General features: G+C 65.1%; 24 protein-coding genes. 6 read left to right on the top strand and 18 right to left on the bottom strand.

The window, feature by feature from the left end; genetic code table 11:
- The first annotated feature begins 25 nt into the window (after positions 1-25).
- Positions 26-790: an NAD(P)H-dependent oxidoreductase gene (locus tag HOP58_RS19570; protein ID WP_234261285.1), complete on the top strand. Its 765-nt coding sequence runs from the start codon at positions 26-28 to the stop codon at positions 788-790.
- Positions 791-818: 28 nt separating this feature from the next.
- On the opposite strand, the gene aroQ is transcribed toward HOP58_RS19570, so the two are convergent.
- From aroQ to HOP58_RS19535, 7 genes are all read right to left on the bottom strand, one after another.
- A complete protein-coding gene (gene aroQ / locus HOP58_RS19565; RefSeq protein WP_234261284.1) occupies positions 819-1358 on the bottom strand; it encodes a gamma subclass chorismate mutase AroQ in 540 nt (179 codons plus the stop codon).
- Positions 1359-1644: 286 nt separating this feature from the next.
- The gene (locus tag HOP58_RS19560) at positions 1645-3417 is read right to left on the bottom strand and encodes a sensor domain-containing phosphodiesterase (protein WP_234261283.1); all 1773 of its coding nucleotides are present in this window, start codon (positions 3415-3417) and stop codon (positions 1645-1647) included.
- Between the two features lie 131 nt (positions 3418-3548).
- Entirely contained in the window at positions 3549-4451 is a 903-nt protein-coding gene (locus HOP58_RS19555) for a PA4780 family RIO1-like protein kinase (RefSeq protein WP_234252551.1), read from the bottom strand.
- Positions 4452-4478: 27 nt separating this feature from the next.
- Entirely contained in the window at positions 4479-5879 is a 1401-nt protein-coding gene (gene dbpA, locus HOP58_RS19550; RefSeq protein ID WP_234261282.1) for an ATP-dependent RNA helicase DbpA, read from the bottom strand.
- Between the two features lie 232 nt (positions 5880-6111).
- Positions 6112-7590, bottom strand: coding sequence for a TolC family protein (locus HOP58_RS19545; protein WP_234261281.1), 1479 nt, complete (start codon positions 7588-7590; stop codon positions 6112-6114).
- Positions 7583-10756: a multidrug efflux RND transporter permease subunit gene (locus HOP58_RS19540; RefSeq protein WP_234261280.1), complete on the bottom strand. Its 3174-nt coding sequence runs from the start codon at positions 10754-10756 to the stop codon at positions 7583-7585. Before HOP58_RS19540 ends, HOP58_RS19545 begins: the two co-directional genes overlap by 8 nt.
- 90 nt (positions 10757-10846) lie before the next feature.
- Positions 10847-12055: an efflux RND transporter periplasmic adaptor subunit gene (locus HOP58_RS19535; protein WP_234261279.1), complete on the bottom strand. Its 1209-nt coding sequence runs from the start codon at positions 12053-12055 to the stop codon at positions 10847-10849.
- A 328-nt stretch (positions 12056-12383) separates the two neighbouring features.
- Here HOP58_RS19535 and HOP58_RS19530 point away from each other — a divergent pair, with 328 nt between their 5' ends.
- On the top strand, positions 12384-13358 hold the full coding sequence (locus HOP58_RS19530; protein WP_010629907.1) for a LysR family transcriptional regulator: 975 nt from the start codon (positions 12384-12386) through the stop codon (positions 13356-13358).
- A gap of 30 nt (positions 13359-13388) precedes the next feature.
- Here the strand turns inward: HOP58_RS19530 and HOP58_RS19525 are convergent, their stop codons facing one another.
- Positions 13389-13805 (bottom strand): RidA family protein, encoded by a 417-nt coding sequence (locus HOP58_RS19525; protein ID WP_010629908.1) that lies wholly within the window; start codon positions 13803-13805, stop codon positions 13389-13391.
- A 37-nt stretch (positions 13806-13842) separates the two neighbouring features.
- Complete coding sequence (locus HOP58_RS19520) at positions 13843-15726, bottom strand: ABC transporter ATP-binding protein (protein ID WP_010629909.1); 1884 nt, start codon at positions 15724-15726, stop codon at positions 13843-13845.
- Positions 15727-15982: 256 nt separating this feature from the next.
- On the opposite strand from HOP58_RS19520, the gene soxR reads away from it, so the two are divergent.
- Complete coding sequence (soxR, locus tag HOP58_RS19515) at positions 15983-16495, top strand: redox-sensitive transcriptional activator SoxR (protein ID WP_234252543.1); 513 nt, start codon at positions 15983-15985, stop codon at positions 16493-16495.
- A gap of 74 nt (positions 16496-16569) precedes the next feature.
- Positions 16570-17193, top strand: a complete 624-nt coding sequence (locus tag HOP58_RS19510) for a glutathione S-transferase family protein (RefSeq protein WP_234261278.1) — start codon at positions 16570-16572, stop codon at positions 17191-17193.
- Positions 17194-17245: 52 nt separating this feature from the next.
- Here HOP58_RS19510 and HOP58_RS19505 read toward each other — a convergent pair whose 3' ends face one another.
- Both HOP58_RS19505 and HOP58_RS19500 read right to left on the bottom strand, forming a co-directional pair.
- Complete coding sequence (locus tag HOP58_RS19505; RefSeq protein WP_234261277.1) at positions 17246-17467, bottom strand: hypothetical protein; 222 nt, start codon at positions 17465-17467, stop codon at positions 17246-17248.
- 103 nt (positions 17468-17570) lie between these two features.
- Positions 17571-18761, bottom strand: coding sequence for a Xaa-Pro peptidase family protein (locus HOP58_RS19500; protein WP_234261276.1), 1191 nt, complete (start codon positions 18759-18761; stop codon positions 17571-17573).
- Between the two features lie 144 nt (positions 18762-18905).
- Here HOP58_RS19500 and HOP58_RS19495 point away from each other — a divergent pair, with 144 nt between their 5' ends.
- Entirely contained in the window at positions 18906-19628 is a 723-nt protein-coding gene (locus HOP58_RS19495) for a YebC/PmpR family DNA-binding transcriptional regulator (RefSeq protein ID WP_010629914.1), read from the top strand.
- 86 nt (positions 19629-19714) lie between these two features.
- Here the strand turns inward: HOP58_RS19495 and HOP58_RS19490 are convergent, their stop codons facing one another.
- The 7 genes from HOP58_RS19490 to HOP58_RS19460 all read right to left on the bottom strand — a co-directional run bounded on the left by HOP58_RS19490 (position 19715) and on the right by HOP58_RS19460 (position 25280).
- Positions 19715-20797: a DUF3618 domain-containing protein gene (locus HOP58_RS19490; RefSeq protein ID WP_234261275.1), complete on the bottom strand. Its 1083-nt coding sequence runs from the start codon at positions 20795-20797 to the stop codon at positions 19715-19717.
- The gene (locus HOP58_RS19485; RefSeq protein WP_010629916.1) at positions 20794-21249 is read right to left on the bottom strand and encodes a phage holin family protein; all 456 of its coding nucleotides are present in this window, start codon (positions 21247-21249) and stop codon (positions 20794-20796) included. Before HOP58_RS19485 ends, HOP58_RS19490 begins: the two co-directional genes overlap by 4 nt.
- Positions 21250-21300: 51 nt before the next feature.
- Positions 21301-21789: a hypothetical protein gene (locus HOP58_RS19480; RefSeq protein ID WP_234261274.1), complete on the bottom strand. Its 489-nt coding sequence runs from the start codon at positions 21787-21789 to the stop codon at positions 21301-21303.
- Between the two features lie 271 nt (positions 21790-22060).
- The gene (locus HOP58_RS19475) at positions 22061-22894 is read right to left on the bottom strand and encodes an alpha/beta hydrolase (RefSeq protein ID WP_234261273.1); all 834 of its coding nucleotides are present in this window, start codon (positions 22892-22894) and stop codon (positions 22061-22063) included.
- An 8-nt stretch (positions 22895-22902) separates the two neighbouring features.
- Positions 22903-23649, bottom strand: coding sequence for a creatininase family protein (locus HOP58_RS19470; RefSeq protein ID WP_234261272.1), 747 nt, complete (start codon positions 23647-23649; stop codon positions 22903-22905).
- 16 nt (positions 23650-23665) lie between these two features.
- The gene (locus HOP58_RS19465) at positions 23666-23863 is read right to left on the bottom strand and encodes a 4-oxalocrotonate tautomerase family protein (RefSeq protein WP_234261271.1); all 198 of its coding nucleotides are present in this window, start codon (positions 23861-23863) and stop codon (positions 23666-23668) included.
- 109 nt (positions 23864-23972) lie between these two features.
- Complete coding sequence (locus HOP58_RS19460; protein ID WP_234261270.1) at positions 23973-25280, bottom strand: bifunctional diguanylate cyclase/phosphodiesterase; 1308 nt, start codon at positions 25278-25280, stop codon at positions 23973-23975.
- A 526-nt stretch (positions 25281-25806) separates the two neighbouring features.
- Here HOP58_RS19460 and HOP58_RS19455 point away from each other — a divergent pair.
- Complete coding sequence (locus HOP58_RS19455) at positions 25807-25995, top strand: DUF3008 family protein (RefSeq protein WP_010629922.1); 189 nt, start codon at positions 25807-25809, stop codon at positions 25993-25995.
- Positions 25996-26019 lie beyond the last annotated feature (24 nt).

Raw genomic sequence — 26019 nt, 5'->3', positions numbered from 1 at the left:
GTAGCCAACGAACCGGAGCCCTTGAATGAATAAATCCGAAAGGCATGCCCTGATCGTGTTCTGCCACCCCGAACCGCGCTCGTTCAATGGCGCCCTGAAGGACGTCGCCGTCGAGACCCTGCAGCGGCAAGGCTACCGTGTCGAGGTCTCGGATCTCTACGCCGAAGGCTTCGATCCGCTGGAGCGGCCAAGCCATTACGTCGAGCGCGCCGAACCCGAGACGTTCCTGCCCCTCACCGAACAGCGCCACGCCTACGAGGGTGGCTTTTTGCCCGCCGACGTAAAGCGTGAAATCGAGCGCCTGGAGCATGCCGATCTGGTGATCCTGCAGTTTCCGCTGTGGTGGCACGCCCAGCCGGCCATGCTCAAGGGCTGGTTCGACCGGGTGTTCGTCTATGGCGGGCTCTACAGCGGCCGCATGCGCTACGACCGCGGCCGTTTTCCCGAGAAGAAGGGCATGCTTTCGGTGACCACCGGCGCCCCGGCGCCGACCTTCACCCGGCATGGGCGCAGCGGCCATATCGTGGCGCTGCTGTGGCCGATCCACTACTCGCTCTACTACCTGGGCGTCAGCGTGCTGCCGCCTCAGGTCACCTACGGGGTACAGGGCGGTGGGCTGAGCTACCAGGACGAGGCGGCGTTCCGTGAACGCTTGGAAGCGGAGAAGTCCGCCTGGGCACGGCGGCTGGAAGGACTCGACGGCGAGGCAGCAATCCCCTTCGCCGGCTGGGACGACTGGGACGAACAGGGGGTGCTCAAGGCTGAGCACCCCCTAGCCTGGCAGCTGTAGGGTTCACTATGACGCGAACGGCTGGCCACTATGGTGCAAAGCGCTCTCTCAGTGGCGCGATCGCCACGTCACGCGGTTCGCCGTCGAAGTCGTCCTGGATCAGCTCCGCGGCGCGCTGCTCGAGGTAGCGCCCTGCCCCTTCCACCTCGGCGATGCGCTGCATGTCGGCCAGCGCTTCGATCAGCTGAGGCGTCAGGCGGTCGAGTACCGGGCGCACCTCCTCGGCGAGATCGGGCGGATCGGCGAAGGGAGAGCGCCCCTCCTGCAGCCATTGATGGTGCAGGCGCCGTTGGACCTGTTTGCTGGCCTCGAACTGCTTGTCGAAGAAGCGCCGGGCGAAGGCATCGTCGACGCCGGCCGCTTCGGCATCCTCTGCCACCTGATCGAGAATCTGCGCCTCGCGTTCCGGCGCCTCGATGGGCTCGCCGCTGTTCCACTTGGACTGGGCCACCAGCGGCGCCACGTCGAGCCGCTCGTCGATCAATACCAGCATGCGGTCGATGGCCGCCTTGTCCTCGTCGGGTGGCTCCGGTGGCTGCATCTGGCAGCCTGCCAGCAGCAGAGCCATCAGCAGCATCCGGAGAAGCGGCAAAGCGCCGGGTATCGTCGGGTTTCGTTTCGAATGACAACGCATCGGGAGTCGACTCGCTTCGTTGGGTTCCGAGCCAGTGTGGCAGGTAACTCGTCTCTCTTCCTGTATCAGAATGTTCACCTTGGCAAGACACTAAAGTTGACTGAGTGCAGAGGGCTGCCAACAGGCTACCGGGCATGACACGCGCCGCCGCCCGGCCAGCTCCCTCACCGGCTTGAAAAAGTGCGCCCGGCAGCAGCGGCTGCCGGGCGGCGCCATGCCATCAGGCCTTGCTCTTGAGCAGCCAGGCTTCGAAGTCCTGCGCCTCCAGCGGCCGCGACATCAAGAACCCCTGCGCTTCATTGCAGCCCAGCGATTCCAGATAGTCATAGGTGCGCTGCGTCTCCACCCCTTCGGCCACGACGCGATAGCCCAGGCTATGAGCCATGTTGAGCATCGACTCGACCAGCGTGCGACTGCGCGGAGCGTCATCGAGCCCCTTGATGAAGGAACGGTCGATCTTGACGACCTGGGCGGGGATGTCCTGCAGGTAGGCCAGACTGCTGTAGCCTGTACCGAAATCGTCGATAGCGATGCGTATACCCGCCTCGATCAAGTGGTCGAGCTGTTCCCAGGCAGCCTGCCCCTGGTCGAACAAGGCGGTTTCCGTCAGTTCGAGCTCGATGGCCGAAGCGGGCAGATCGGCTTTGCTCATCTGGCTCAGCAAGCGCTCGGCGAAATCATCTTCGTCCAGGTTACAGGCCGAGACGTTGAGCGATACGCCGATGTTTAGCCCCTGCCGATGCCAGTCCCGGGCCTGGTCAATAGCGGTGTAGATAACCCAGGCCGTCAGCGGACGGGCCAGCGGCGTATCCTCGACAAGAGGAATGAACTCGGCGGGCGAAACCTCGCCAAGCGTGGGATGACGCCAGCGCAGCAGGGCTTCGACGCCGAGGCAGCGATTGGTACTCAGCTCGATGCGTGGCTGGTACACCAGACGCAGTTGGTCGGGGGCGTTCAGGGCGGCCCGAAAATCGGAGTGGAGCATGAAGCGACGTCGATGTTTGGCATCAAGCGCCTGAGAATAGATTCCTGCCCCCATCTCGGTAAGGCGTGCATCTTGGCAGGCACTGTGAGCGGTGCGCAGCACGTCTGCGGCCATGTCCGCGCCCAGACACAGCGGGGCGACGCCCACCACCGGGCGCACCAGAATCGGCGCTTCATTGATCAGCTCCAGGGAGAGTAGCGCCTCGCGCAGACGCAGCGCTCCTTCAAGCAGCTCTTCGTCACTGCAGACATCCACCAGATGCACGAACTGACACGGCCCGACGCTATAGAGTCTGCACTTCTCGCTCAGCACCTCCTGCAAGCCTCGTGCAGCCAGGCGGGACAGCTCGTCCACATAGCTCGGCCCCATGACCCGATTCAAGGTACTCACCTGGCTGATATCGAGCACCTCGGTAAACAGCGCGCAATGCCGTCGACCGGGCGCGTCACGCGCCATGTCGTCGAGGTCTTCGGCCAGCTGACTGCGATTGGGCAATCCGGTGAGTGGGTCGATCCGGCCGAAGGCGTGCTGCAGCTCGATCTGGGCCATGACCATGGCGGCCATGTCCTGGAGCAGTGCCACTTCCTCTGCGGTAAGCTCGCGGGGCTGGGTGTCGAGCACGCACATCGCGCCCAGAGTGTAGCCCTCCTGGGTCTGTAACGGCGCACCGGCATAAAACCGGATGCCGGAGTCGGCCAGCATGCTATCCCGGTAGGTCGAGGACTCGAGAAGATCGGGAACGACCAGCACTTTGGATTCGTCGGCCACCTCGCCGCAGCAGGCCTTGAAACGCGGAATTTCCCAGTGTTCGACCCCCACTCGCGACTTGAACCACTGGCGATCGGCATCGGTCAGCGAGACTGCCGCGATGGGCATGCCAAAGAACTTGCTGGCCAGCCGCGTGATGCGGTCGAAGCTCTCGCTGGGCGGCGTATCCAGCAGGTTGAGCTGGCGCAGCGCATAGAGACGTGCCTGCTCGTAACCAGGTTGTTGTAAGTCATCGCGCATCGAGGGTCCCTGCCAGTTCGTGCCGGCACCTTATCCGTCGGTATTCCTTCAGCCTAGTCAAATCCTGCTATCGCCACTATAGCCTGGGATTAACCGCAGCCTGCCGAATCTCGACGGTACAGCTCCCAGGCTCAACGCTCCCGCTGGGACTCCTGCCACTCCTCGGCGGCCTCCTCCACGCCGGGCTCGTCGCCGCGGTTGCGCATCCCCTGGCGGTACGCCTCCTCCTCGCGCACATCGTCGATCACGGTCATCAGCTCGCCGACGTCCACGGTGCTGGTGTCATGCTCGAAGCAACCCGTGAGCTGGCTCTCCGGGTGCAGCTCGCCGGCTTCGTAGAGCGCCCAGATCTCCTTGCCGTAGTCGGTGGCCAGCAGCTCCGGGGCAAAGCGGCCGAAGTAGCGGCGCATGTTGTCGACGTCGCGCTCGAACATCCACTCGGCGCTGTTGTTACCGGCGGCGTCCACCGCCTGGGGCAGGTCGATGATCACCGGCCCGTCGGTGGCCAGTAGCACGTTGAATTCGGAAAGGTCGCCGTGCACCAGACCGGCGCACAGCATCTTGACCACGTCGCGCAGGATCTTGGCGTAGTACTCCCGGGCCTGCTCGGGGCTCAGGGTCACGTCGTCCAGGCGCGGGGCGGTCAGGCCCTCGGCATCGCTGATCATCTCCATCAGCAGCACGCCGTCGATGAAGCCATAGGGCTGCGGCACCCGCACATCGGCCGCCGCCAGCCGGTAGAGGGCATCCACCTCGGCGTTGAGCCAGGCCTGCTCCTGCTCCTTCTGGCCATAGCGGGTCTTCTTGGCCATGGCCCGCGAGCGACGACTGTTGCGTTCGCGACGCCCCTCCTGGTACTGCACCGCCTGCTTGAAGCTGCGCTGCTTGGCCTCCTTGAAGACCTTGGCGCAGCGGCGCTCGCCGTGGGAAATCACCACGAAGACCTGGGCTTCCTTGCCGCTCATCAGCTGACTCTCGACTGCGTCGATCAAGCCGTCGTCGATCAGCGGCTGCAATCGTTTAGGTACCTTCACCTATCCTCCTACTGTTCAAAGCGGCAATCAGCGGCTGACACGCCGGGCGCGAAACGAGCGTCCCTTGAGCTTGCCTGTGCCGAGCTGGGCCAGCGCCGCCTTGGCGACCTCGCGCCGCACCGCCACGTAGGCGCTACGCTCCAGCACCTTGATCTTGCCTACTTGGGCCCCCTCGATGCCACCCTCGCCGGTCAAGGCGCCGAGAATATCGCCGGGGCGCACCTTCTGCTTCTTGCCGCCATCGAGCTGCAGCGTGGCCATCTCCGGCAGAAAGGGCTCCCGCGCCAGCACGCTGCGCGGCGGCAGTGGCGCTTCCTCCAGCGCTTCGCCGAGAAACTCGTTGAGCCGCTCGAGGCGATAGGCCTCGCTCTCGCTGACCAGGGTGCAGGCGATGCCGGAGCCGCCGGCGCGACCGGTACGCCCGACGCGATGCACGTGGGCTTCGAGGTCACGCGCGATCTGGTAATTGAATACCGCATCCAGCGCGGCGATATCCAGCCCCCGGGCCGCCACGTCGGTAGCCACCAGGATGGAGACGCTGTGGTTGGCGAACAGTACCAGGATGCGGTCGCGATCGCGCTGCTCCAGGTCGCCGTGCAGCGCCAGGGCGCTGAAGCCCGCCTCGGAGAGGGCATCGGCAAGCTCCTGGGCCTCGCGCCGGGTGTTGCAGAACACCACGCTGGAGCGCGGCCGGTGCTGCAGCAGCAGTCCGCGCAGGGCAGCGAAGCGCTCTGCCTCGTCGGCCACCCGGTAGACGCGCTGGCGAATGGTGCTCTCATCATGGCTCTCGGCCACCGCCACCTCGGTCGGCTCGCGCATCAGCCCCTGGGCGATGCCCCTCACCTCATCGCTGAAGGTAGCGCTGAACAGCAGGGTCTGGCGGCTGGCCGGCGTCGCGCCGACGATCGCCTCCAGGCTGGGCTGAAAGCCCATGTCGAGCATGCGATCGGCCTCGTCCAGCACCAGCACGTCGAGCGCAGCGAGATCGAGCGAGCCCTTGCGCAGGTGCTCTTCTATACGACCGGGCGTGCCCACCACCACATGAGCGCCATGGGCCAGCGAGGCCAGCTGCGGGCCGAAGGGAGCGCCGCCGCACAGGGTCAGCACCTTGACGTTAGGCAGCGTGCGCGCTAGCCGCCGGATCTCGCCGGCCACCTGGTCGGCCAGCTCGCGAGTCGGACAGAGCACCAGCGCCTGAACCTGAAAGCGCGAGACATCGAGGCGCGACAGCAGCCCCAGGCCGAATGCTGCGGTCTTGCCCGAGCCGGTCCTGGCCTGGGCGATCACGTCGCGACCGGCCAGCACCGGCGGCAGGCTCGCGGCCTGGATCGGCGTCATGGCGTGGTAGCCGAGCGAATCGAGATTGGCCAGCAACTGTGGCGCCAGCGGCAGCGAGGCAAAGGCCCCGTCGTTGGGAGAGTCGGACACGGAAATGGACCTGCGAGAATGAATGGCGAAGGCCCCTGCCAATGCCGGGCTTCGTCTAAAGGAAGGCGAGCAGCATAGCAGAAAATGGGGGAAGACATCGTGCTACCGGCAGTGCCGGGTCAGCGAGTGCTTACTGGGGGACGTACCACCGAACGTGGGATAGATGGAGCCGGCACGGCGCATGGCGCCATGCCGGCTGGTCGTCAGGCGGGCAAGCCAGCGACTCGCCCTCTCAAGTGGAGGTCAGCGCCGGTTCGGCATTCGCTTGGCGCGGCGCGTCCATGCGCTCTTCCCAGCCGCCGGCCAGGGCGCGGTAGAGCCCCACCAGGGCGGTGGCGGCACGCACGTTGCTCTGGGCCAGGCCGTCCTCGGCCTCGAGTCGTGAACGCTCGCTGTCGATCACTTCGAGGAAGTCGATCACGCCGACCTCGAAGCGCACCCGCGCCTGACGGGCCGCCTCGGCGCTGGCCTCGGCGGCGGCCGCCAGATGCTCACGCTCGCGCAGCGACTGGGCATAGCGGGCAAGCGCCGTCTCGGCCTCCTCCAGCGCCAGCAGCACGGCCTGCTCGTAGCGCGCCAGGTTGGCCTCGGCGTCGGCATCGGCGGCAGCCATGCGCGCCCGCACCCGGCCGCTATCGAGGAACGACCAGTCCACCCCCAGCGCCACCAGTCGGGTCTGGCTGTCGCGGCCGAACAGATCGCCTGTGCTGGCGGCCTGGGTGCCGAGCAGACCGCTCAGAGTGAAGCGCGGGTAAAGATCGGCCGTGGCCACGCCGATGCTGGCGGTGGCGGCGTGCAGGCGGCGCTCGGCGGTAGCGATATCGGGACGGCGGCGCAGCAGCTCGCCGGGCAGACCCACCGCCACTCGCTGGTGTAGCGCCGGCAGCGGTGCCGGCGCCTCCAGCCGGGCGATCAGCGCGCCGGGCTCGCGCCCGGTCAGCACCGCCAGGCGATGAGTGATGGCGGCGATCTCGCCTTCAATGGCCGGAATCCGCGACAGCGTGCTTTCGAGCTGCGCCCGAGCGCGCACGCTGTCGAACTCGGTGCCGCGCCCTGCCTCCAGCCGCGCGTCGACCAAGGCCAGCGATTCCCGCTGGTAATCGGCGTTGGCCTCGGCCACACGCAGTTGCTCCTGCAGCCCACGCAGGCGCATGTACTGATCGACCAGCTCGCCGACCACCACCACCTGCATGGCGCGCACATCGGCGCCCGAGGCCTCTGCTTCGGCCTGCTGGGCCTCCACGGCGCGCCGCACGCGGCCGAAGAAGTCGAGCTCCCACAGCGCGGCGACACTGGCGTCGTAGCTTTCGAAGTCGCGCTGGGAGCGCGTCGCCTGGGGCATCTGGTCGGCGCTGGCACGCTGGTGCGCAGCGCCGCCCTGGGCGGTGACGCTGGGGCCCAGGTCGCGGCGCGACTGGCGCAGCAGCGCCAGGCTACGGTCGTGGCGGGCCAGGGCGATGCGCAGGTCGTGGTTGGCGTCGAAGGCCTCCTCGACCAGCTCGCTCAGCAGCGCGTCGTTGAAGCCGCGCCAGAACTCGCGCTCGACCGCCTCGGGCGTCACCAACTCGGCCTCGGCGCGCACCAGGGCGGCAGGCTCGGCCAGCGCCGGCACGCGGTAGTTGGGCCCCACTGCACAGGCGGCCAATGCCAGGGCGAGCGGCAACGGCATCAGGTGTCGCATGACTCTCATGGGTTTGGCCAGATCAGGCATGGTAGGCGCCCTCCACAGGCTGCGCGTCACGGGGTTCGGCCTGCCCGCGCGAGACCAGCTTGCGCAGGGCGACGTAGAACACCGGGGTCAGGAACAGGCCGAACAGGGTCACGCCGAGCATGCCGGCGAACACCGCCGTACCTAGCGCCTGGCGCACCTCGGCACCGGCACCGCCGGCCAGCATCAGCGGCACCACCGCCGCGGTGAAGGTGATCGAGGTCATGATGATCGGGCGCAGGCGCAGGCGGCACGCCTCCAGCGCCGCCTCGACGATGCCGCGGCCCTGCATCTCCAGCTCGCGGGCGAACTCGACGATCAGGATGGCGTTCTTGCACGCCAGGCCGATCAACACCACCAGCCCCACCTGGACGAAGATGTTGTTGTCACCGCCGGTGAGCTTCACGCCGATCAGCGCCGAGAGCATGCACATCGGCACGATCAGGATCACCGCCAGCGGCAGCGTCCAGCTCTCGTAGAGCGCGGCCAGCGCCAGGAACACCAGCAGGATGGCCAGCGGGAACACGATCAGCGCCGCTCCACCCTGGTTGACCTGCTGGTAGCTCAGATCGGTCCACTCGAATGCCATGCCCGCCGGCAACACTCCCGCGGCGAGCTGCTCCACCACCTGGATGGCCTGGCTCGACGACAACACCCGCGGGTCGGCCTCGCCCATCAAGTCCGCCGCCGGGTAGCCGTTGTAGCGGATCACCGGGTCGGGGCCGAAGGTGCGGTCGACCCGGATCATGCTGCCGATGGGCACCATCTCGCCATGCTCGTTGCGGGTGCGCAGGCGCTCGATGTTAGCCACGTCCATGCGGAAGTCGCCGTCGGCCTGGGCCATCACCTGCCAGGTACGCCCGAAGCGGTTGAAGTCGTTGACGTAGACTGAGCCGAGGTAGACCTGCAGGGTCTCGAACAGGTCGGTCAGCGCCACGCCCTGGGTCTTGGCCTTGACCCGATCGACATGCAGGTCGAGCTGCGGCACGTTGGACTGGTAGGAAGTGATCGGATAGCCCATGCCCGGCGCCTGCATCAGCGCGCCGCTGAAGCCATCCACCGCCTGCTGCAGCTCACCGTAGCCGAGCCCGGCGCGGTCCTGCACGAACAGCGAGAAGCCCGAGCCCGAACCGATGCCGAGAATAGCCGGCGGGGTAAAGGCGAAGCTGAACGCCTCCTGCATGGCACCGAACTTGCCGTTGAGCTCGGCGACGATCTCGTTGGCGCTGCGCGAGCGCGACTCGAAGGGGTCGAGGCCGAAGAACACCGTGCCGGTGTTGGGCGTGTTGGTGAACTGCAGCGGGTTGAGCCCGGGAAACGCCACCGCCGAGGTCACCCCTTCAGTTTCGAGCGCCAGCTCTGTCATGCGCCGGATCACCGCTTCGGTGCGGTCGAGGGATGCGCCCTCGGGCAGCTTGGCGCCGCCGATCAGGTACATCTTGTCCTGGGTGGGGATGAAGCCGCCCGGCACCATCTGGAACATCACCCCGGTACCCGCCAGCAGCAGCGCGTAGACGGCGAATACCGCGCCGCGTCGACGCAGGCTGCGCGCCACGCCGCCCTGGTAGCCCTTGGAGCTGGCGTTGAAGAAGCGGTTGAAGGGACGGAACACCCAGCCGAACAGGAAGTCGATCAGCCGCGACAGGCGGTCCTTGGGCGCGTCGTGGGGCTTGAGCAGCAGCGCCGCTAGCGCCGGCGACAGCGTCAGCGAGTTGATCGCCGAGATCACCGTGGAGATGGCGATGGTCACCGCGAACTGGCGATAGAACTGGCCGGTGACGCCCTCGAGGAAGGCCATCGGGATGAACACCGCGCACAGCACCACCGAGATGGCGATGATCGGCCCGCTCACCTCGCGCATGGCCTGGTGGGCTGCCGCCAGCGGCGCGAGCCCCTCCTCGATGTTGCGCTCGACGTTCTCCACCACCACGATGGCGTCGTCGACCACGATGCCGATGGCCAGCACCAGGCCGAATAGGGTCAGGGTATTGATCGAGAAGCCGAGCAGATAGAGCACGGCGAAGGTGCCGACGATCGACACCGGCACCGCCAGCAGCGGGATCACCGAGGCGCGCCAGGTCTGCAGGAACAGCGTGACCACCAGCACCACCAGCAGCACCGCTTCCAGCAGGGTCTTGATCACCGACTGGATCGAGTCGCGCACGAACACCGTGGGGTCGTAGACGATGGTGTACTCCACCCCTTCGGGGAAGTGCTGGGAGAGCTCCTCCATCTTGTCGCGCACCGCGTCGGAGAGCGCGATGGCATTGGAGCCCGGTGCCTGGAAGATACCGATGGCCACCGCCTGCTGGTTGTCGAGCAGCGCCCGCAGTGAATACTCGGCGGCGCCGAGTTCGACACGTGCGACGTCGGAGAGGTAGGTGATCTGGCCACCGCTACCCGCTCTGACCACGATGTTGCCGAACTCCTCCTCAGTGGTCAGACGCCCCTGGGCGTTGATTGAAACCAGGAAGTCGGACGACTGCGGCGTCGGCGGCGCACCGAGCTGGCCGGCCGAGACCTGCACGTTCTGCTCGCGGATCGCGGCGATGATGTCGCCGGCGGTGAGCCCGCGGGCGGCGGCGCGGTCGGGGTCGATCCACACCCGCATGGCGTAGTCCCCGGCACCGAACAGCATTGCCTGGCCCACCCCCTCGAGCCGCGCAAGCTCGTCACGCACGTGCAGCGCTGCGTAGTTGCGCAGGTAGGTGCTGTCGTAGCGCCCGTCCGGCGAGATCAGCTGCGGCACCATGGTCAGGTCGGGCGACTGCTTGTCGGTGGTCACGCCCTGGCGGCGCACCGCCTCGGGCAGCCGCGCCAAGGCCTGGCTGACCCGGTTCTGCACCTGCACCTGGGCCTCGTCCGGGTCGGTGCCGGGACGGAAGGTCAGCGTCAGCGCCAGCACCCCGTCGGAGCCGGCCACCGACTTCATGTACATCAGGTTCTCCACACCGGTGATGGCCTCCTCCAGTGGCGTGGCCACGGTGTCGGCGATCTCGCTGGGGTTGGCGCCGGGATAAACCGCCCGCACCTGCACCGTCGGCGGCACCACGTCGGGGTATTCGCTGACCGGCAGCAGCGGGATGGTGATCGCACCGGCGATGAAGATCAGGATCGACAGCACCGCGGCGAAGATCGGTCGGTCGACGAAGAACTTGGCAAAATTCATGACAAGACTCCCTTACGGGACGGACGCGCGGTCCGCCCCGTACAAGTCAGGGGTTATGGTTATCTGGAGTCGTGCTGGGCGGTGATCGGCTCAGCGCACGGCAGCGTACTCGCCGGATGCCGCGCCTGAGCCGCGCATGTCGACGCTTTCCGCCGCCACCGGCATGCCCGGGAAGAAGATCCGCTGGGCACCGTTCACCACCACTTGGTCGCTGGGCTCGAGACCCGTCGTCACCACCCGCAGGCCGTCGACCATGCGCCCGAGCTGCACGTCGCGACGCATGGCTCGGCCCTCGTCGACCACGTAGACGTACTTGCGGTCCTGGTCGGTGAGCACTGCCTTGTCGTCGATCAGCAGAGTTCCCTCAGCGCTGCCCGCCAGTAGCTGAACGCGGGCATACATGCCGGGAGCAAAGCGCCCCTCGCCGTTGTCGAGCACGGCACGGGTCAGGATGGTGCCGGTGTCGGCATCGAGACGGTTGTCGATGAAGTCGACCTCGCCGCGGTAGGGGTAGTCCTCGTCGCTGGCCAGACCCACACGCACCGGAACGCCGCCGTCGCGCAGGCTGAACTGCCCGCCGTTGCGCGCCAGGGCGTCGTAGTGCAGGTAGGCCCGCTCGTCGCTGTGGAAGTGCACGTGGACCCGATCCAGGGCGACGATGCTGGTCAGCGGCGTGGCTTCGGAAACCAAATTGCCCGAGGTGACCAGCGCCCTGCCGGCACGCCCGGAAATGGGCGCACGCACTTCGGTGAACTCCATGTTGAGTCGGGCCGTCTGGGCAATGGCCTGGGCGGCGAGAATGTCGGCCTCGGCGGTGGCCGCCGCTGAACGCCGCTGGTCCAGTTCCTCACGGGAGATCGAGCGGCTCTGTGACAGCGCCTCGGCCCGGGCGGCTTCGCTGCGCGCCAGTTCGGCACGGGCTCGGGCTCGCTGCAGCTCGGCCTCGGCCCGCTCCAGCTCAGCTCGGTAGGGACGCGGGTCGATGACGAACAGCACGTCGCCCTTCTCGACCTTCTCACCCTCGGTATAGTTGACGCTCTCAATGTAGCCGGACACGCGCGGTCGCAGGTCCACCGTCTCCACCGCCTCGATACGGCCGGTGAAGGCGTCCCACAACTCCACGTCTTCGATCAGTACCTGAGCCACGCTGACCTGCGGCGGTGGCGGCCCTTGTTCGGCGCCGGCCTGGGTATCGGCCTGGCTCTCGCATCCTGTCAGCACGACAATACCGGCAAGCATGGCGGTAGCCATGAGCAGGCGCCGGCCCCCTCGACTCTCGAACATCTTGTGGACGTTCATTGATACTCCCTCTCCCATTGACCAACGCGAAGTTCGCCACGCCATTTACTCAGCCTGGCCTCTATTCTTTGCCGCTAGTTCTTTGCCTCTGTCTTTTCTGACTTATTAATGTCGTTCGGTGGCGTGATTAATCGACGGCAAACTTCGCAAACCGCCACCTTATAGTGTTACCGGGCACTTGATTAGTCGGGCCAGCAGGGAAATACTGTCCCTTTGGCGGGACAGTCTCCGTGCAACCGTTCTTGCCCTTCTGCAGTATTTCCCCTGACACGGTGCTTACCCTGAAACGGGGTTCTTCAGGCACTGCGCACGGCACAGGAATACGACCATGCTGCAAGACCTCAACGACGCCCTGATCTTTGCCAAGGTCGTGGAACAGGGCAGCTTCAGCTCCGCCGCCAAACAGCTTCGTCTTGGCAAGACCACGGTGAGCCGCAAGGTGCAGGACCTGGAGCGGCGCCTCGGCGCTCGGCTGCTGCACCGCACCACCCGCAATCTGAGCCTGACCGAGGCGGGTGCCATCTACTTCGATTACTGCAACCGCATCGCCCGCGACCTGGGCGAGGCGGAAAAAGCGGTGCACCATCTCGAAGAGAGCCCCCGCGGCTGGCTCAGGGTCACCGCGCCCTTCACCATGTGCACCGAGTTCACCTCGATCCTGGTGCGGGACTTCCGGCAGCTCTATCCCCAGGTGCGCATCGAGCTGGTGCTCTCCAATGAGCGCCTGGATCTGGTCGCCAACCAGATCGATGTCGCGCTACGGGTCGGTTCTCTGCCCGACTCCAGCCTGGTGGCGCGCCGCCTGGCCCGCTTTCACTCCTACGTCTATGCCAGCGAGGCCTACCTCGCGCGACATGGCGAACCCCGCGAGCCGGCGGAGCTGGCCGCCCACCCCGTGCTGGCCAAGGCCATGGAGCAGCGCGGCCAACGCTACGTCTGGCAGCTGCACCACAGCGAGAGCCAGCAAGCCGTGGAGGTGGAGGTCGACCCCATCGCCATCGCCAACGACCCCTTCGCCCTGCGCGGCATGCTCGAGGACGGCCAGGGCATCATGCTGGCCAACGAGTTCGTCACCTGCATGAGCCCCGAGTCGCGCCGCCCGCGGCGTATTCTCGAAGGCTGGGAGGGCCCCGAGGTCGAGCTCAACGCCGTCTTCCCCGGCGGCAGCCTGGTCTCGCCCAAGGTGCGCACCTTCGTCGACTTCGTGGTCGAACGCATGCGCATCACCATGGAGCCAGCCGGGGATGCCTGGCAGCCGCCTGCCCACACCGCACCGGCGAAAGAGGAGCAGGCGCTGGCATAGCGTCTGGCTCAGGCAGCTTCCGGTATCGCTTCAGGGCAGTTCCGGCAGCACCGCCTCGGCCTCTATCTCGATCAGCCATTCCGGTTCGGAAAGACCGCTGACGATCACCCAGGAAGAGGCCGGTGGCGACTTGGGAAAGCGCGAGCGCAGTGCCTGTACCACTCCTTCCTGGTCGTAGCGAGCGGGCTCGGCGATATAGATGCGCAGCATCACCACGTGGGACAGGTCACCGCCCAACGTGCCGAGAATCGCCTCAATGTTGTCCAGTGCGGCAAAGGTCTGCCCCTCCAGATCGGGGCCGACCAGGCACTCGTGGGCGTCGACCCCCACCTGCCCCGAGAGATGCACACGGTAGCCACCCTTGACCATCACCGCCTGGCTGAAGCCGTACTGCAGGGTATTGGGCACGCCCCGCGGGTTGATGGCTTCTCGTTCCACGCCTTGCATGTTCACCCCTCCTTCATTGCCTATGGTTGTGCCCGGCTCACGACTCCGCGTTCAACGGGCTTTCCTGCCGCTCGCTCTCTTCGGTGTCCAGCCCCAGGAAACCGCCGGACTGGCGCCGCCACAGCGAGGCGTAGAGGCCATCGAGCGCCAGCAGCTCCCGATGGGTACCGCTCTCGACGATGCGTCCCTCGTCGATGACGATGAGTCGATCGAGCATGGCGATGGTCGACAGCCGGTGCGCGATGGCGATGACCGTCTTGCCCACCATCAGGGTGTCGAGTTGCTCCTGAATGGCCGCTTCGACTTCGGAATCGAGCGCTGAAGTGGCCTCGTCGAGCACTAGGATCGGCGCATTCTTGAGCAGCACCCGGGCGATGGCGATGCGCTGACGCTGGCCGCCGGAAAGCTTGACGCCGCGCTCGCCGACGTGGGCATCCAGGCCGCGCCGCCCCTTGTGGTCGACCAGCTCGAAGATGAACTCTGCATGGGCCCGGCGTACGGCTTCTAGCACCTGCTCGTCGGTGGCCTCGGGACTGCCGTAGCGGATGTTATCGCGCACCGAGCGGTGCAGCAGCGAGGTGTCCTGGGTCACCATGCCGATCTTGCGCCGCAGCGACTCCTGGCTGACCTCGGCGATGTCCTGCCCATCGATCAGGATGCGTCCACTTTCCAGGTCGTAGAAGCGCAGCAGCAGGTTGGCCAGGGTCGACTTGCCGGCGCCGGAGCGGCCGATCAGCCCGACCTTCTCGCCCGGCGCCACGGTCAGGCTCATGCCGTCGAAAACGCGGGCCTGCGCGCCGTCGGGCCGGTCGTAGCCGAAGCGCAGCGCTTCGAAGCGGATCTCGCCGCGGGGCACGCTGAGCACCGCCGCGCCGGGCAGATCCTTCACCGTAGGCTCACGGGCGATGGTATTGATACCGTCCTGCACCGTACCGATGTTCTCGAACAGCCCCGCCACCTCCCACATGATCCAGTCGGACATGAAGCGAATGCGCATGACCAGGGCGATGGCCACGGCAATGGCGCCGAGTGACATGGCCTGGAAATACCAGGCACCGATGGCAATGGCAGCCACGCTGGCCAGCAGCAGGGAGTTGAGTACCGTCAGGGACACGGAGAGCAGCGTGGCCAGGCGCATCTGCCGATGCACCGTGACCATAAACTTCTCCATGGCGTCGCGGGCGTAGGCCTGCTCGCGCTGGGTATCGGCGAACAGCTTGATGGTCTGGATGTTGCTGTAGCTGTCGACGATACGTCCGGTCATGCGTGCGCGGGCGTCAGCCTGCTCCATGGAGACCCGGCGCAGCCGCGGCACGAAGACCCACATGATCGTGCCGTAGCCCACCAGCCACGCCACCAGCGGCAGCATCAGCCAGGGTTCGGCACCGCCCATCAGCCACATGGCACCGATGAAGTAGACCATCACGTAGACCATCAGGCCCAGCAGTTTGGTGACCGTCTCGCGAATCGCCAGCGCCGTCTGCATCACCTTCTGCGATACGCGACCGGCGAATTCGTCCTGATAGAAGGCCAGGCTCTGGCTCAGCATGTGACGGTGCGCCAGCCAGCGCCCAAGCATCGGGTAGTTGCCGAAGATGCCCTGGTGCGAGAGCAGCGACTGCAGCAGAACCAGCAGCGGCAGGCCCACCACCACCAGCGCCGCCATGCCCGCCAGGCGCCAGCCGTACTCGGCGAAGAAGCCTTCGCGTTCGGCATTGGCCAGCCAGTCCACCAGTTCGCCCATGTAGCCGAAGAACACCACCTCGGCCGCCGAGACCATGGCGGTGACCAGCGACATGGCCAGCAGCAACGGCAATACCGGACGCGAGAAGTGCAGGATGAACTTGAACAGTCCCTTGGGTGGGGTACCGGCCTGCCCTGAAGGGTAGGGGTTCACCAATCTCTCGAAGTAACGGAACATGACAACTCCATCGTCAAGAATGCTTAAGAAAACTTTGTATCAAGCAGGGTTCGATCCAATGACAGGAAGCAGGCTAAAACCTAAACTTAGATTGAGGTCAAGAGTTTCGTGAAGTCTTGATGGTCGACACGACGAAAAAAGGAAGCGAAAACCATACGAGCATCGCGGAAGAATGCACAATCAAACTTCCTGATCATTTATATCAATGAAGCTGATAAATTATTTTAAAAGAAATAACTGACGAGGCACTGCGACGATGAGCGACTCCACCCCCTGCGATGTTTCGAGCACACCCCGAAAGACGTCGGGCAAACGCAAGGGTCCCGCGCTGCTGCATCGCGAACTCAGCGTCGGAGAGGTCGCCCAGCGCAGCGGGCTGGCCGTTTCCGCCATTCATTTCTACGAAGCCAAGGGGTTGATCAGAAGCCGACGCAACGCAGGCAACCAGCGACGCTTCTCGCGCGACGTATTGCGCCGCGTGGCAATCATCAAGGTCGCTCAGCGCACCGGCATCACCCTGGGCGAGATTCGCGCTGCCTTCGAGGCACTGCCGGAATCCCGCGCGCCGACCGCCGCCGACTGGCAAAAGCTATCGGCGAGCTGGCGCCAGGCGCTCGACGACAGGATCGTGCGGCTCACCCAACTGCGCGACCAGCTCGACCACTGCATTGGCTGCGGCTGCCTGTCGATGGATGAGTGTCCGCTGCGCAATCCCGAGGACGAACTGGCCGAGGAGGGTGCCGGGCCGCGCCTGCTCGATCCCGTCTGAGCTTGCGTTTAACCGTCCGCTTACATTAACTCGGCTAACTGCTATCTTGGGGAGAGCCCAAGGAGAGCGCTGCCATGTCGGATTCCCTCATCCTCTACACCAACCCCGTGTCGCGGGGGCGCATTGCCCGCTGGATGCTGGAGGAGATCGGTGCGCCTTATCGTACGGAAGTCGTCGAATTCGGTCCCGCCATGAAGTCGCCCGCCTTTCTGGCCATCAATCCCATGGGCAAGGTCCCGGCCATACGTCACGGCGAAACGGTCGTGACCGAGTGCGCCGCCATCTGCGCCTATCTGGCCGATGCTTTCCCAGAAGCGGGCCTGGCGCCGCCGCTGGCCGAACGCGGCCCCTATTACCGCTGGCTGTTCTTTACCTCCGGTCCGCTAGAGGCCGCCATGACGGATCGCGACCTGGGCATGGAGCCCAACGTCGATCAGCAGGGCCGGGTCGGCTACGGCAGTATCGAAGCCGTATTGGATACATTGGAGATCGCCATCAGCGCACACGAGTACATTGCCGGCCCCCAGTTCACCGCCGCGGACGTCTATCTCGGTGCGCATATCGGTTGGGGACTGAAATATGGCGGCCTGGGCCCCTGCCCTGCCTTTGCCGACTACTGGGCGCGGGTCAGCAGCCGCCCCGCGTATCGCCGGGCCAGCGAGCTGGATGACCAGGCCAAGGACCAAGCCCACCGCTGAGAATCATCTCGCCGAGAGTCGCCTGGCCGGCCCGGCGCATCCAGCTCAGCGCTCAATGGGCTTCGTAGGGACGTGCCCAGAGGTCGTCCGGCTGATGGCGGCTGAGAATCTTTTCCGCTTCGGGCTTGGAGTCGTCCGGCACGATCACCTTGATCTGGCTGGCCTCCTTGTCGAAATAGAGCTTTTCCCGCGGGAAGCCCTCCGCAACCAACTCGTCGTAAGCATTCGCTGCCTTCATCAGGTCCTGATAGGTCGCCGTTACGGTCTGAGTCATGGCGTCCTCCTTCACTCGGTTGAGGCATTCATCGGCGAAACACCAAACGACTGGCTCGCCGTGTGCCTCCTTGAGTATAGCGCTCGTACGGCGCCTCTCCCGTTCAGAGCACACCGCTCTCGAGCTGCCAGTCGTTGTCGGTCAGGGGCTCGGCCCCCTGCGACGTGACGCGTACGGTGTCGCTGAGGCCGATGCCCCACTGGCCGGGTATGCGCAGGCACAGCGGCAGATGGAAGACCATGTCGGCCTCGAACTCGCGCTGCTGGCCGCACGCGATATAACCGCTCCCCTCCACCCAGCTGGGTGGAAACTGCGCCCCCACGGCGTAACCGAAGACCCCCGAGAAGAAGACCCGTTCGGTGTGAGGCGCAAGCACCGCCGCGGCGGCCCGCGCGGCATCGTCGAACGTATTGCCGGGGCGCATCTTCACCCTGAGCGCCTCGAACAGGTCACGACAGAGTTCCGCCGTCATCAGCATCTCCTGACTGGGCGTGCCCGCGACGAGTGTCTTCATCATCGGTGCGGTATAGCGCCGGTAGGCGGCGCCGAACTCCATGAAGACCGGCTCGCCGGGGGCGATGCGATGGCGCTGGTGGTTCAGGTGAATCACGCTGCTGCGAGGCCCGACGGTGACAATGGGCTGCATGCTCATGAACTCGCTGCCAGCGGCCAGCATGGCGCGTGCGCCCTCGGCGGCCACGTCGCCATCCAGCATGCCGATGGCGGCAACCCGGGCAGCCGCCTTCAGCCCCAGCGAGGTGATACGGGCGCTTTCGCGCAGGCAGCCGAGCTCCGCTTCGCTCTTGACGATACGAATGCGGTCGAGCAGCTCGCCGCCGTCGTCGCGAAAACGCTCGGCGCCCAGCCGCGCCTGGAGTTCGCGCAGCACGCCGTGTCGCAGCCCTGCCCCGTACAGGTCCAGGCCGATGGCGCGAAACGGCGCCAAGGTGTCGGCCAGCGGCTCGATTACCTCGCCGATTCCCTCCCAGCGGTAGCCCAGCAGTTCGTCTACCCGCGCGGTGACCACCGCCGGCCCGGTCTCGATGGAAGGCACCTGCAGCGTCAGCCGCTCGGGTGAGCAGACCAGGCAAGCGTGCACCGATACCTCGAAGGTGTTGTAGCCGGTCAGGTAGTAGATGTCGGCCGGGTCCGTCAGCAGCAGCGCATCCAGACCGGCCTCGTCCATGGCGTTGCGCACGCGGGTCTGCCGGGCCTCGAACTCGCTGTCGGCAAAGGCCAGTTCGCTGGCCTCGCGCTGTGCGGCCAGGGCATGACGGTACTGAAGGTGGTCCATGGAGACGCCTCCTCCAAGGGTGCAATGCCGACAGTGTAGACATGATCCGCATCACACCCGAGCCACGAAGACCAAATAGGGCTGTTCCCTGCCGGGCCGGTTTCGTAAAATCCAGCCTCGTACCCGATTCGACAGGATAACGCTATGGGCAGGGCCTTTCAGAACCGCAAGGAATCCATGGCCAAGACGGCCGCCGCCAAGACCAAGGTGTACAGCAAGTACGGACGCGAGATCTACGTCTGCGCCAAGCAGGGCGGCACCGACCCCAACGGTAACCTGACGCTGCGCGGCCTGATGGAACGCGCCAAGAAGGACCAGGTACCCAGCCACGTGATCGAGAAGGCGCTGGACAAGGCCAGCGGCGTGGGCGGCGAAGATTACTCGCCGGCGCGCTACGAGGGCTTCGGCCCGGGCAACTGCATGGTCATCGTCGATTGTCTGACCGACAATCCCAACCGCACCTTCGGCGACGTGCGCGCCTGCTTCAACAAGGCCAAGAGCAAGCTCGGCACGCCGGGCAGCGTCAGCCACATGTTCGATCACTGCGCCATCCTCGCCTACGCCGGCGACGACGAGGAAGCGGCGCTGGAGGCCCTGATGGAAGCCGATGTCGACGTCACCGACATCGAGAACGAGGAAGGCCACATCACCGTCTTCGCCCCGCATACCGAGTACGCCAAGGCCAAGCAGGCGCTGATCGATGCCTTCGGTGAGCTGGAGTTCGAGACCGACGAGATCCAGTTCGTGCCGCAGACCACCACCGCCATCGCAGGCGACGACGTGGCCATGTTCGAGAAGCTGCTCGACGCGCTCAACGACCTGGACGACGTACAGAACGTGTTCCACAACGCCGAGATCGACGCCTAGGCATGAAAAAAGCCGCGCCACCCCTGGGGTGTAGCGCGGCAAGGCACTGTCTGCCTGACTGCTCTGCTGCGTAAAAGGGTGGAGCTTCAGCTCTCCTTGGCGGGCGGGGTACTTCCGCCCTTCTGCGCTTCGCCCTGACGGCTGGCCGAGCTGCCTTTCGCCGTCGAGCCCGCCTTGGCGAAACGCTCTTCGCTGGAAGGGTTCTCTACATAGCTGGCTGCGTTAGAGGAGTAGCTGGCTGCGTTCGAGGAGTGGCTTTCCCGGCTCTGGGACGCATCCTGCGCGTGTTCGCGGAGCTCCTCCTTCACCCGGTCCACGCCTTCGTGCAGCTTCTCCTGGGCCCGCTCGGCCTGCTCCTGACCGGCCTCTTCGGCACGCTGCACCGCCCGGTCGCGCATCTCGCCCAGGTGGCGGTTCTCTACCCGTGTCGGTGCGAACAGGCTGCCCAGCACCGCACCGACGGCCACGCCCAGCGCACCCGCCACCAGCGGATGCTCCTGCACGAAGTGGATGGTCTGGCTGCCAACCTCGCGTGTACGGTACGAGGCGGCGTCCATGGCCGCATGACGCTGCTCGTCGAGATGAGCGGCGCGCTCACGCATCTGGTCGTTCATATGATGCATGCGCTCCTTGACCCGGCCGCCAGCGTGCTCGGCGCGCTCACGCATGCTCTCGGCCATCTGCTGCGCCTTGCGTGTCATGCCGCTGCCGCTGTCATCGGCCACGGTGCCGTGCTGGGGTGTGGCCCCCAGCGCCGCCGGGTCGTGTCCCAGGGTGGTGGTGCCAGCCCCGCTGACGGTTTCGCGGCCGTCATATGATGCCATCGAAGCACTGGGCATCGAGGCACTGGGCAAGGTGGCACCCGGGTAGCCGCCCTGCTGCGGCAACGCCTCGTGGTGATGCGCGTGGGACTTGCGCTGGGCCAGCACCAGCCAGCCAAGGCCGATACCGGTCACCATCACCGGCAGAGGGGTCTCCTTGAGGCGGTGCCCCAGGCTCGTGATGATCCGCTCGGCTCCGCCACGACGGAGATAATCGTAGGTCATGTTCATAAGCTGCTCGGGAGAAAGTCTCGCTTCGAGTTGATGAAGAGTCTCATCCAGACGCGCCCGCGCCTGGTGGATCTCGCTCTCTATCTCGTCGGCACGGCGCCGACCCTCCTGGCTCATTTCAGCTCCTCCTTCACCGTCTCTTCATGCTGCTGAGCCAGCGCCTTGTCGCGCCGCAGACTGGCCAGCGTACGGGTCGGCATCAGGCTTTCGCGCTGGAGCTTCTTGCGCCCCGCCTGCAGCATGATGAGTCCGATCACCACCACGACCCCGCCCACGATGAGCGCAGAGAGCCACGGGGTGGTTTCAGGGGGGAGCACGGTATTGAGCCCGAACACCGCGGCGGCCAGCAGGACCAGAAAGCCGCATAGCAGTACCGCCCCGGCAATGGCGATGGATGCGATGGCACCCATGGCCTGATGGGTCTTCTCGCTCATCTCCACCTTGGCCAGCTCGGATTCCTTGCGCACGAGCGCAGTCACTTCCCGCGCCAGGCTGGAGAAGAGAACGCCGATCGAGGATTCCTCCGTCCGTACCCTGTTTTTTGCACCAATGGGGTTTTCCACATCCATGAGGTGTCGCCTCCCTTGTTCACTCGGCTGAAGTGAGGGCTGTCCCGAGGGCTAGTGGTTGCGCATGTCGTCCTGGCTGGAGCTACGCAGAAAGCGGGAAAGCATGAAGCCGGCTGCGACCGCACCGCCCAGAAACAGGGCGGGGTGTTGACGGCCGTAATCGCGGGTCTGCTCCAGCAGGGTCGTCAGGTCGCGCTCGCGCAGGTTGCGGGTAAAGGCGTCGGAGCGCTTGGCCAGCTCGCTGACACAGCCCGAAAAATAGGGTTGCTCCTGGCGCTCGAACTCGTCGGCCATCTTGTGCAGTACGGTCGTGAATCTCTCCGCCTGATCGACTGCCGCGGCTTTCTGGCGGTCAAGCAGACTCTCCGCCTGCTGCTGGGCAGCTTCGCGCAGCTCATCGCCTACTTCCGCTGCCTGCTGACGAATCTCCTCACGGTCAATGCCGGACTGGCCGCTTCCATTGCCCACACTTGCATTGCCCACGCTTGCCTCCGAGCTTGCGCGGCCGTCCGAACTCGCACGGCTATGGGTATCGCTCATTCGCCACCTCCCTGTTTTGTCAGATATGACCAGCCCGCGAATCGGGCTTTGAGCCAACAATCCGGTGCAGGCTCATTGCTTGGCTGACACTCGAAAAATAGTACCCGTGGAAAGCCTGTCAATTCGCACCTTCGGGCGCTGCGACAAGCCACTTACCTGGCGCAATCGCACGACAAGAAGCGTTACTTTTCATGACGTTGTTTTAATGTCACCACAGCATACAGGATCACCTATCACGCTGTTTTCATTAACTTTAAATCAGAGCGGTGAGTCAGCGTGACAGGTCGGTATAACGCTCGAGAAAAGCATCGATACCTGCAGAATATTCCGGCTCACTGTCGACGAAGCCGGTGTTGTGGCCACCGCGAATGGTGAGCAGTTCCCTGGGCTCGTTGGCCGCCCGATAAACCGCTTCACCCTCGGAGAAAGGGATGATTTCGTCGTCGCGGCTGTGGATGACCAGCAGCGGCGACTCGATACGGGTGACATAACGCTCGGTGGGATAATCCAGCGTTGCCAGCCAGCGTACCGGCAGGAAGGGATAGAGCTGCTGGCCCAGTGCCGGCACCGAGCGAAACGGCGACTCGAGAATCACCGCTGCCGGCTGCCCCTGCGGCGCCAGCGAGGCCGCCAGTTCGGCCGCCACCGCCGCTCCCAGCGAGCGGCCGAACAGCACGATCTCGTCGGCAGTTGCCCCCTGCTGCTCGGTCAGCCAGCGCCAGCCGGCCCTGGCATCCTGCGCCGTGCCCTCTTCGGATGGGCGTCCTTCGCTACGGCCGTAGCCGCGATAGTCGAGAATCAGCACCGACAGACCCAGGCGGTGGAACTGCTGGATCGAGTCGAGACGATGCGAGATGTTACCGGCGTTGCCGTGGAAGAACAGCAGCTTGCCGCGAGCATCTTCGACGGGTATCCACCAGGCATCCAGCAGCAGGCCATCGGCGGTCTGCAGCTCGACCTGCTCCCACCCCAGCCCGCGCTCGGCCGGCGTGGCGACATGCTCGCGCCCCACGTGTGGCAGGTAGAGCAGGCGCTCCTGAAAGAACCAGGCCAACAGCACCACGAGGCCATAGATGCCAACCAGGGTAGAGGCCACGCGCAGCATATCGACCCTCACTCCCGGCCGCTGAACGTCTGGTAGGCCTCCCACACATCGTCCACGCTGGCTTCGAAGAAACGCTTGCCGTGTTCGACGCTGGCCAGGCTCGGGTCCGAGCCCATGCGGCCGTCGGGAAAGCGGCGGCGGAATTCGTCAGCGTCGCACTGGGCGCTGCCGCGAGGGGCGATACGTGGCGACATCTCCACCTGCTTCACCGCTTCAGGACGAGCGAACCAGGAGAGCGCGACCTCCGAAGCGGTGGCATGGGTGCCCTCCGCATCACCGTAGAGCGCCTCGGCCAGTTCCCGCACGCGCGGTCCGATGAACCAGTTGCAGGTGGTGAGATGCAGCTCGTTGCCTTGTGCCTGCTGCAAGCTCCGTTCGGCATAGATCTCGGCGAAGGCCGCACTCATGGTGGCGATGTTGCCGCCGTGGCCGTTGAGGAAGAAGACGTGGGTGAAGCCATGCCGCGACAACGACTGCACGGTGTCACGCAACACGGCGATCAGCGTGCTGGGGCGCAGGCTGATGGTGCCCGGAAAGGCCAGGTGATGCTGGGCCATGCCCAGGTTCTGGGTCGGCGCGACTAGCACGCCGTGACGCTCGCCGACCTCCCAGGCGACAGTTTCCGGGCAGATGGCGTCGGTCCCCACCAGACCGTTGGGGCCATGCTGTTCGGTGGAGCCGATCGGCACGATGATGCCGGTTTCGCGTGCCAGGTAGGCCTCGACCTCCTGCCAGGTAGCGTGCTGAAGTCGCATGTATGCCTCCTTGGCCTCAGCCTTGTCCCTGTTGACGATCGCAGCCCATCTTGCCCGCCTTGGCCCAGTTCTCGCTATCCACTTCGTTGTAGAAGACCTGAACGCTCTCCTCCGCAACGCCATAGACCTCGACGAACGCCTGGGTGATGCGCTCGGCCAGTTCGCGTTTCTGGGTCAGGTCGCGGGGAAATTGCTGAATGGTGACGATAGGCATGGCGGCTCCTTTCAAGGCTGGCTCGGGAAACGAGATGTCATCGTCGGTCGAAAGCGGCTTTACCGCAACTCGCCTTTGCCTCGCCGCTGCCCGGCTAGCCCCAGGACGCTTACGCCATCGGGTCGCTGTACTCCATGCGTGACCACAGACTTCCCTGCAGCAGGTCGCAGCCCTGCTCACGCAGGAAATCCACCTGCTGGCGCGAGCTGACCCCGCTCGCCGCCACGCGGATCCCCAGCTCGTGGGCCATACCGATGACCGAGCGAATGATCGCCTGATGGCGCGGATTGTCGAGGCAGTCGTTGATGAACAGTGAATCTAGTTTGAGCGTATCGAGGGGAAACAGGCCGAGATGACCGAGAATGGAATGACCGCTGCCGAAGCCGTCGATGGCAAGGCGGACGCCCATGGTCTGAAGCTTTCCGAGCACCCTGCTGGCGTGGTGGGGGTCGCGCATCAAACCGCCCTCGGTCAGCTCGATCTCGAGCAGCCCTGGGGGCAGGCAGCTCTCGGCCAAAGCCTGTTCGACACGCTCGATCAGCCCTTCGTCCGTCATGCCTTCGGCCGGCACGCCAACCAATACCCGGAGGCCAGAGCCGGCTTCGTACCAGGAGCGGGCATGCAGGCAGGCGTGCTTCAGCACCCAATGACAGATGTCGGTCAGTTGGCCATTGTCGCGGGCTGCCGGTGTCCATTTGGACAGCTCCAACACGCCGAAGCGCGGTGAATTCCATCGCGGCTGGGCCGAGATCGCCACGACCTGGCCGCTACGCGCACAGATCAAGGGTCGGTAGACCAACGCCATTTCTCCCCGCTCCAGGGCATGGCGAAGGTCACAGCGCAGTTGTACACGGTCAGTGTCGTCTTCGAGCAGACTCGGCGAGAAGACACAGTACTGCGAAGCGCCCCGGGTCTGCGCCTTGCGCCTGGCCAGGTTGGCGTGGCGCATCAGCTCGGTGACGGTAACGCCGTGGTCGGGATAGAGGGCAAGGCCGATGCAACAGCTCGAGAAAAGCACCTGGCCGGAAACCTCGAGCGGCCGACGGATATGTTCCAGCAGCCTCTCCACCAGCGGTATCACGTCATCCAGACTCGCGATCCCCGGCAGCTCGATCATCAGCTCATCGCTGTCCATCCGGCTCACGCTGCCGCGGCTGTCGACGGTCTCGACGATGCGCTGCGCCATGAGTCGCAGGCAGGCATCGCCCACGGGACGCCCCAGCGAGTGGTTGATCTCCTTCAGGTGATCGACATCGACATGCAATACGGCTACGCCGGCTTCCCGCTCAGCGGCCTGAACCAGCGCCGCGGCGAGTTGGCGCTCGGCGCAGCGGCGAGTGACCAGGCCGGTGACGTCGTCGTGACAAACCTGACTGGCCGCCCCCTGGGACCGGCCATGAAAAACGAGCTGGCGCATGCAACTCCTTCCTTGCAGCATACGACGGGGTTACCCGTCACGTTTCCAACGGTGGTCCCTTGAGGAAACACTGCACAAAATGCCTGCGCGAACGAACCACTGCGTTGCGCGGTGCTCGGAATCCTCACCTATACCTCATAGGCTCCGGTTCCTGTGCTCCGTGCGCCTTGTGCTTCATCTCGCTCGTCGATTTGTTCAGCGCTTCCTTAATACCGACTTCACTCACGCCAGGTCGCTATCTTATTCTTCTTGAGGGTTCAGATATCATGCCCGCCACGACCAGTCAAAGGAGTTTTGCAACTTCAAGTATCCGTATTTTAGTTATTAACGCTTCAATCCTAGTTGCTGACACGATTTACCGGACAAGTGGCGAGATTAGCGAACGCCGTATTCGAATACTGACGGCAGAAACATGTAACAGGTTGAAACGGAAGGATTCTCAAACACCGACTAAATTCTGTGATAAGCGTGCCATTGGATCGGACCGCTTGAATTGACGTTACGGTCGGCGAAAAGGAGCAAGCCCATGCCAGCCAAATCACAGGCGCAGCAAATGGCTGCCGGTGCAGCACTTGCCGCCAAGCGCGGAGAGAAGAAAGTGAGTGAACTCGAAGGCGCATCGAAACAGATGTACGAGTCCATGGACGAGGCGGAACTCGAGAAAATGGCTTCTACCAGCCAGAAGAACAAGCCCAGCCACAACCGCAAGTCCTGAGTAGAGAAGCGCCTGCATTGACCC

This window comes from Halomonas sp. MCCC 1A11062, assembly GCF_021404355.1.
Lineage (GTDB): Bacteria > Pseudomonadota > Gammaproteobacteria > Pseudomonadales > Halomonadaceae > Halomonas > Halomonas aerodenitrificans.
This window is presented reverse-complemented; position numbering and strand designations above follow the sequence as displayed.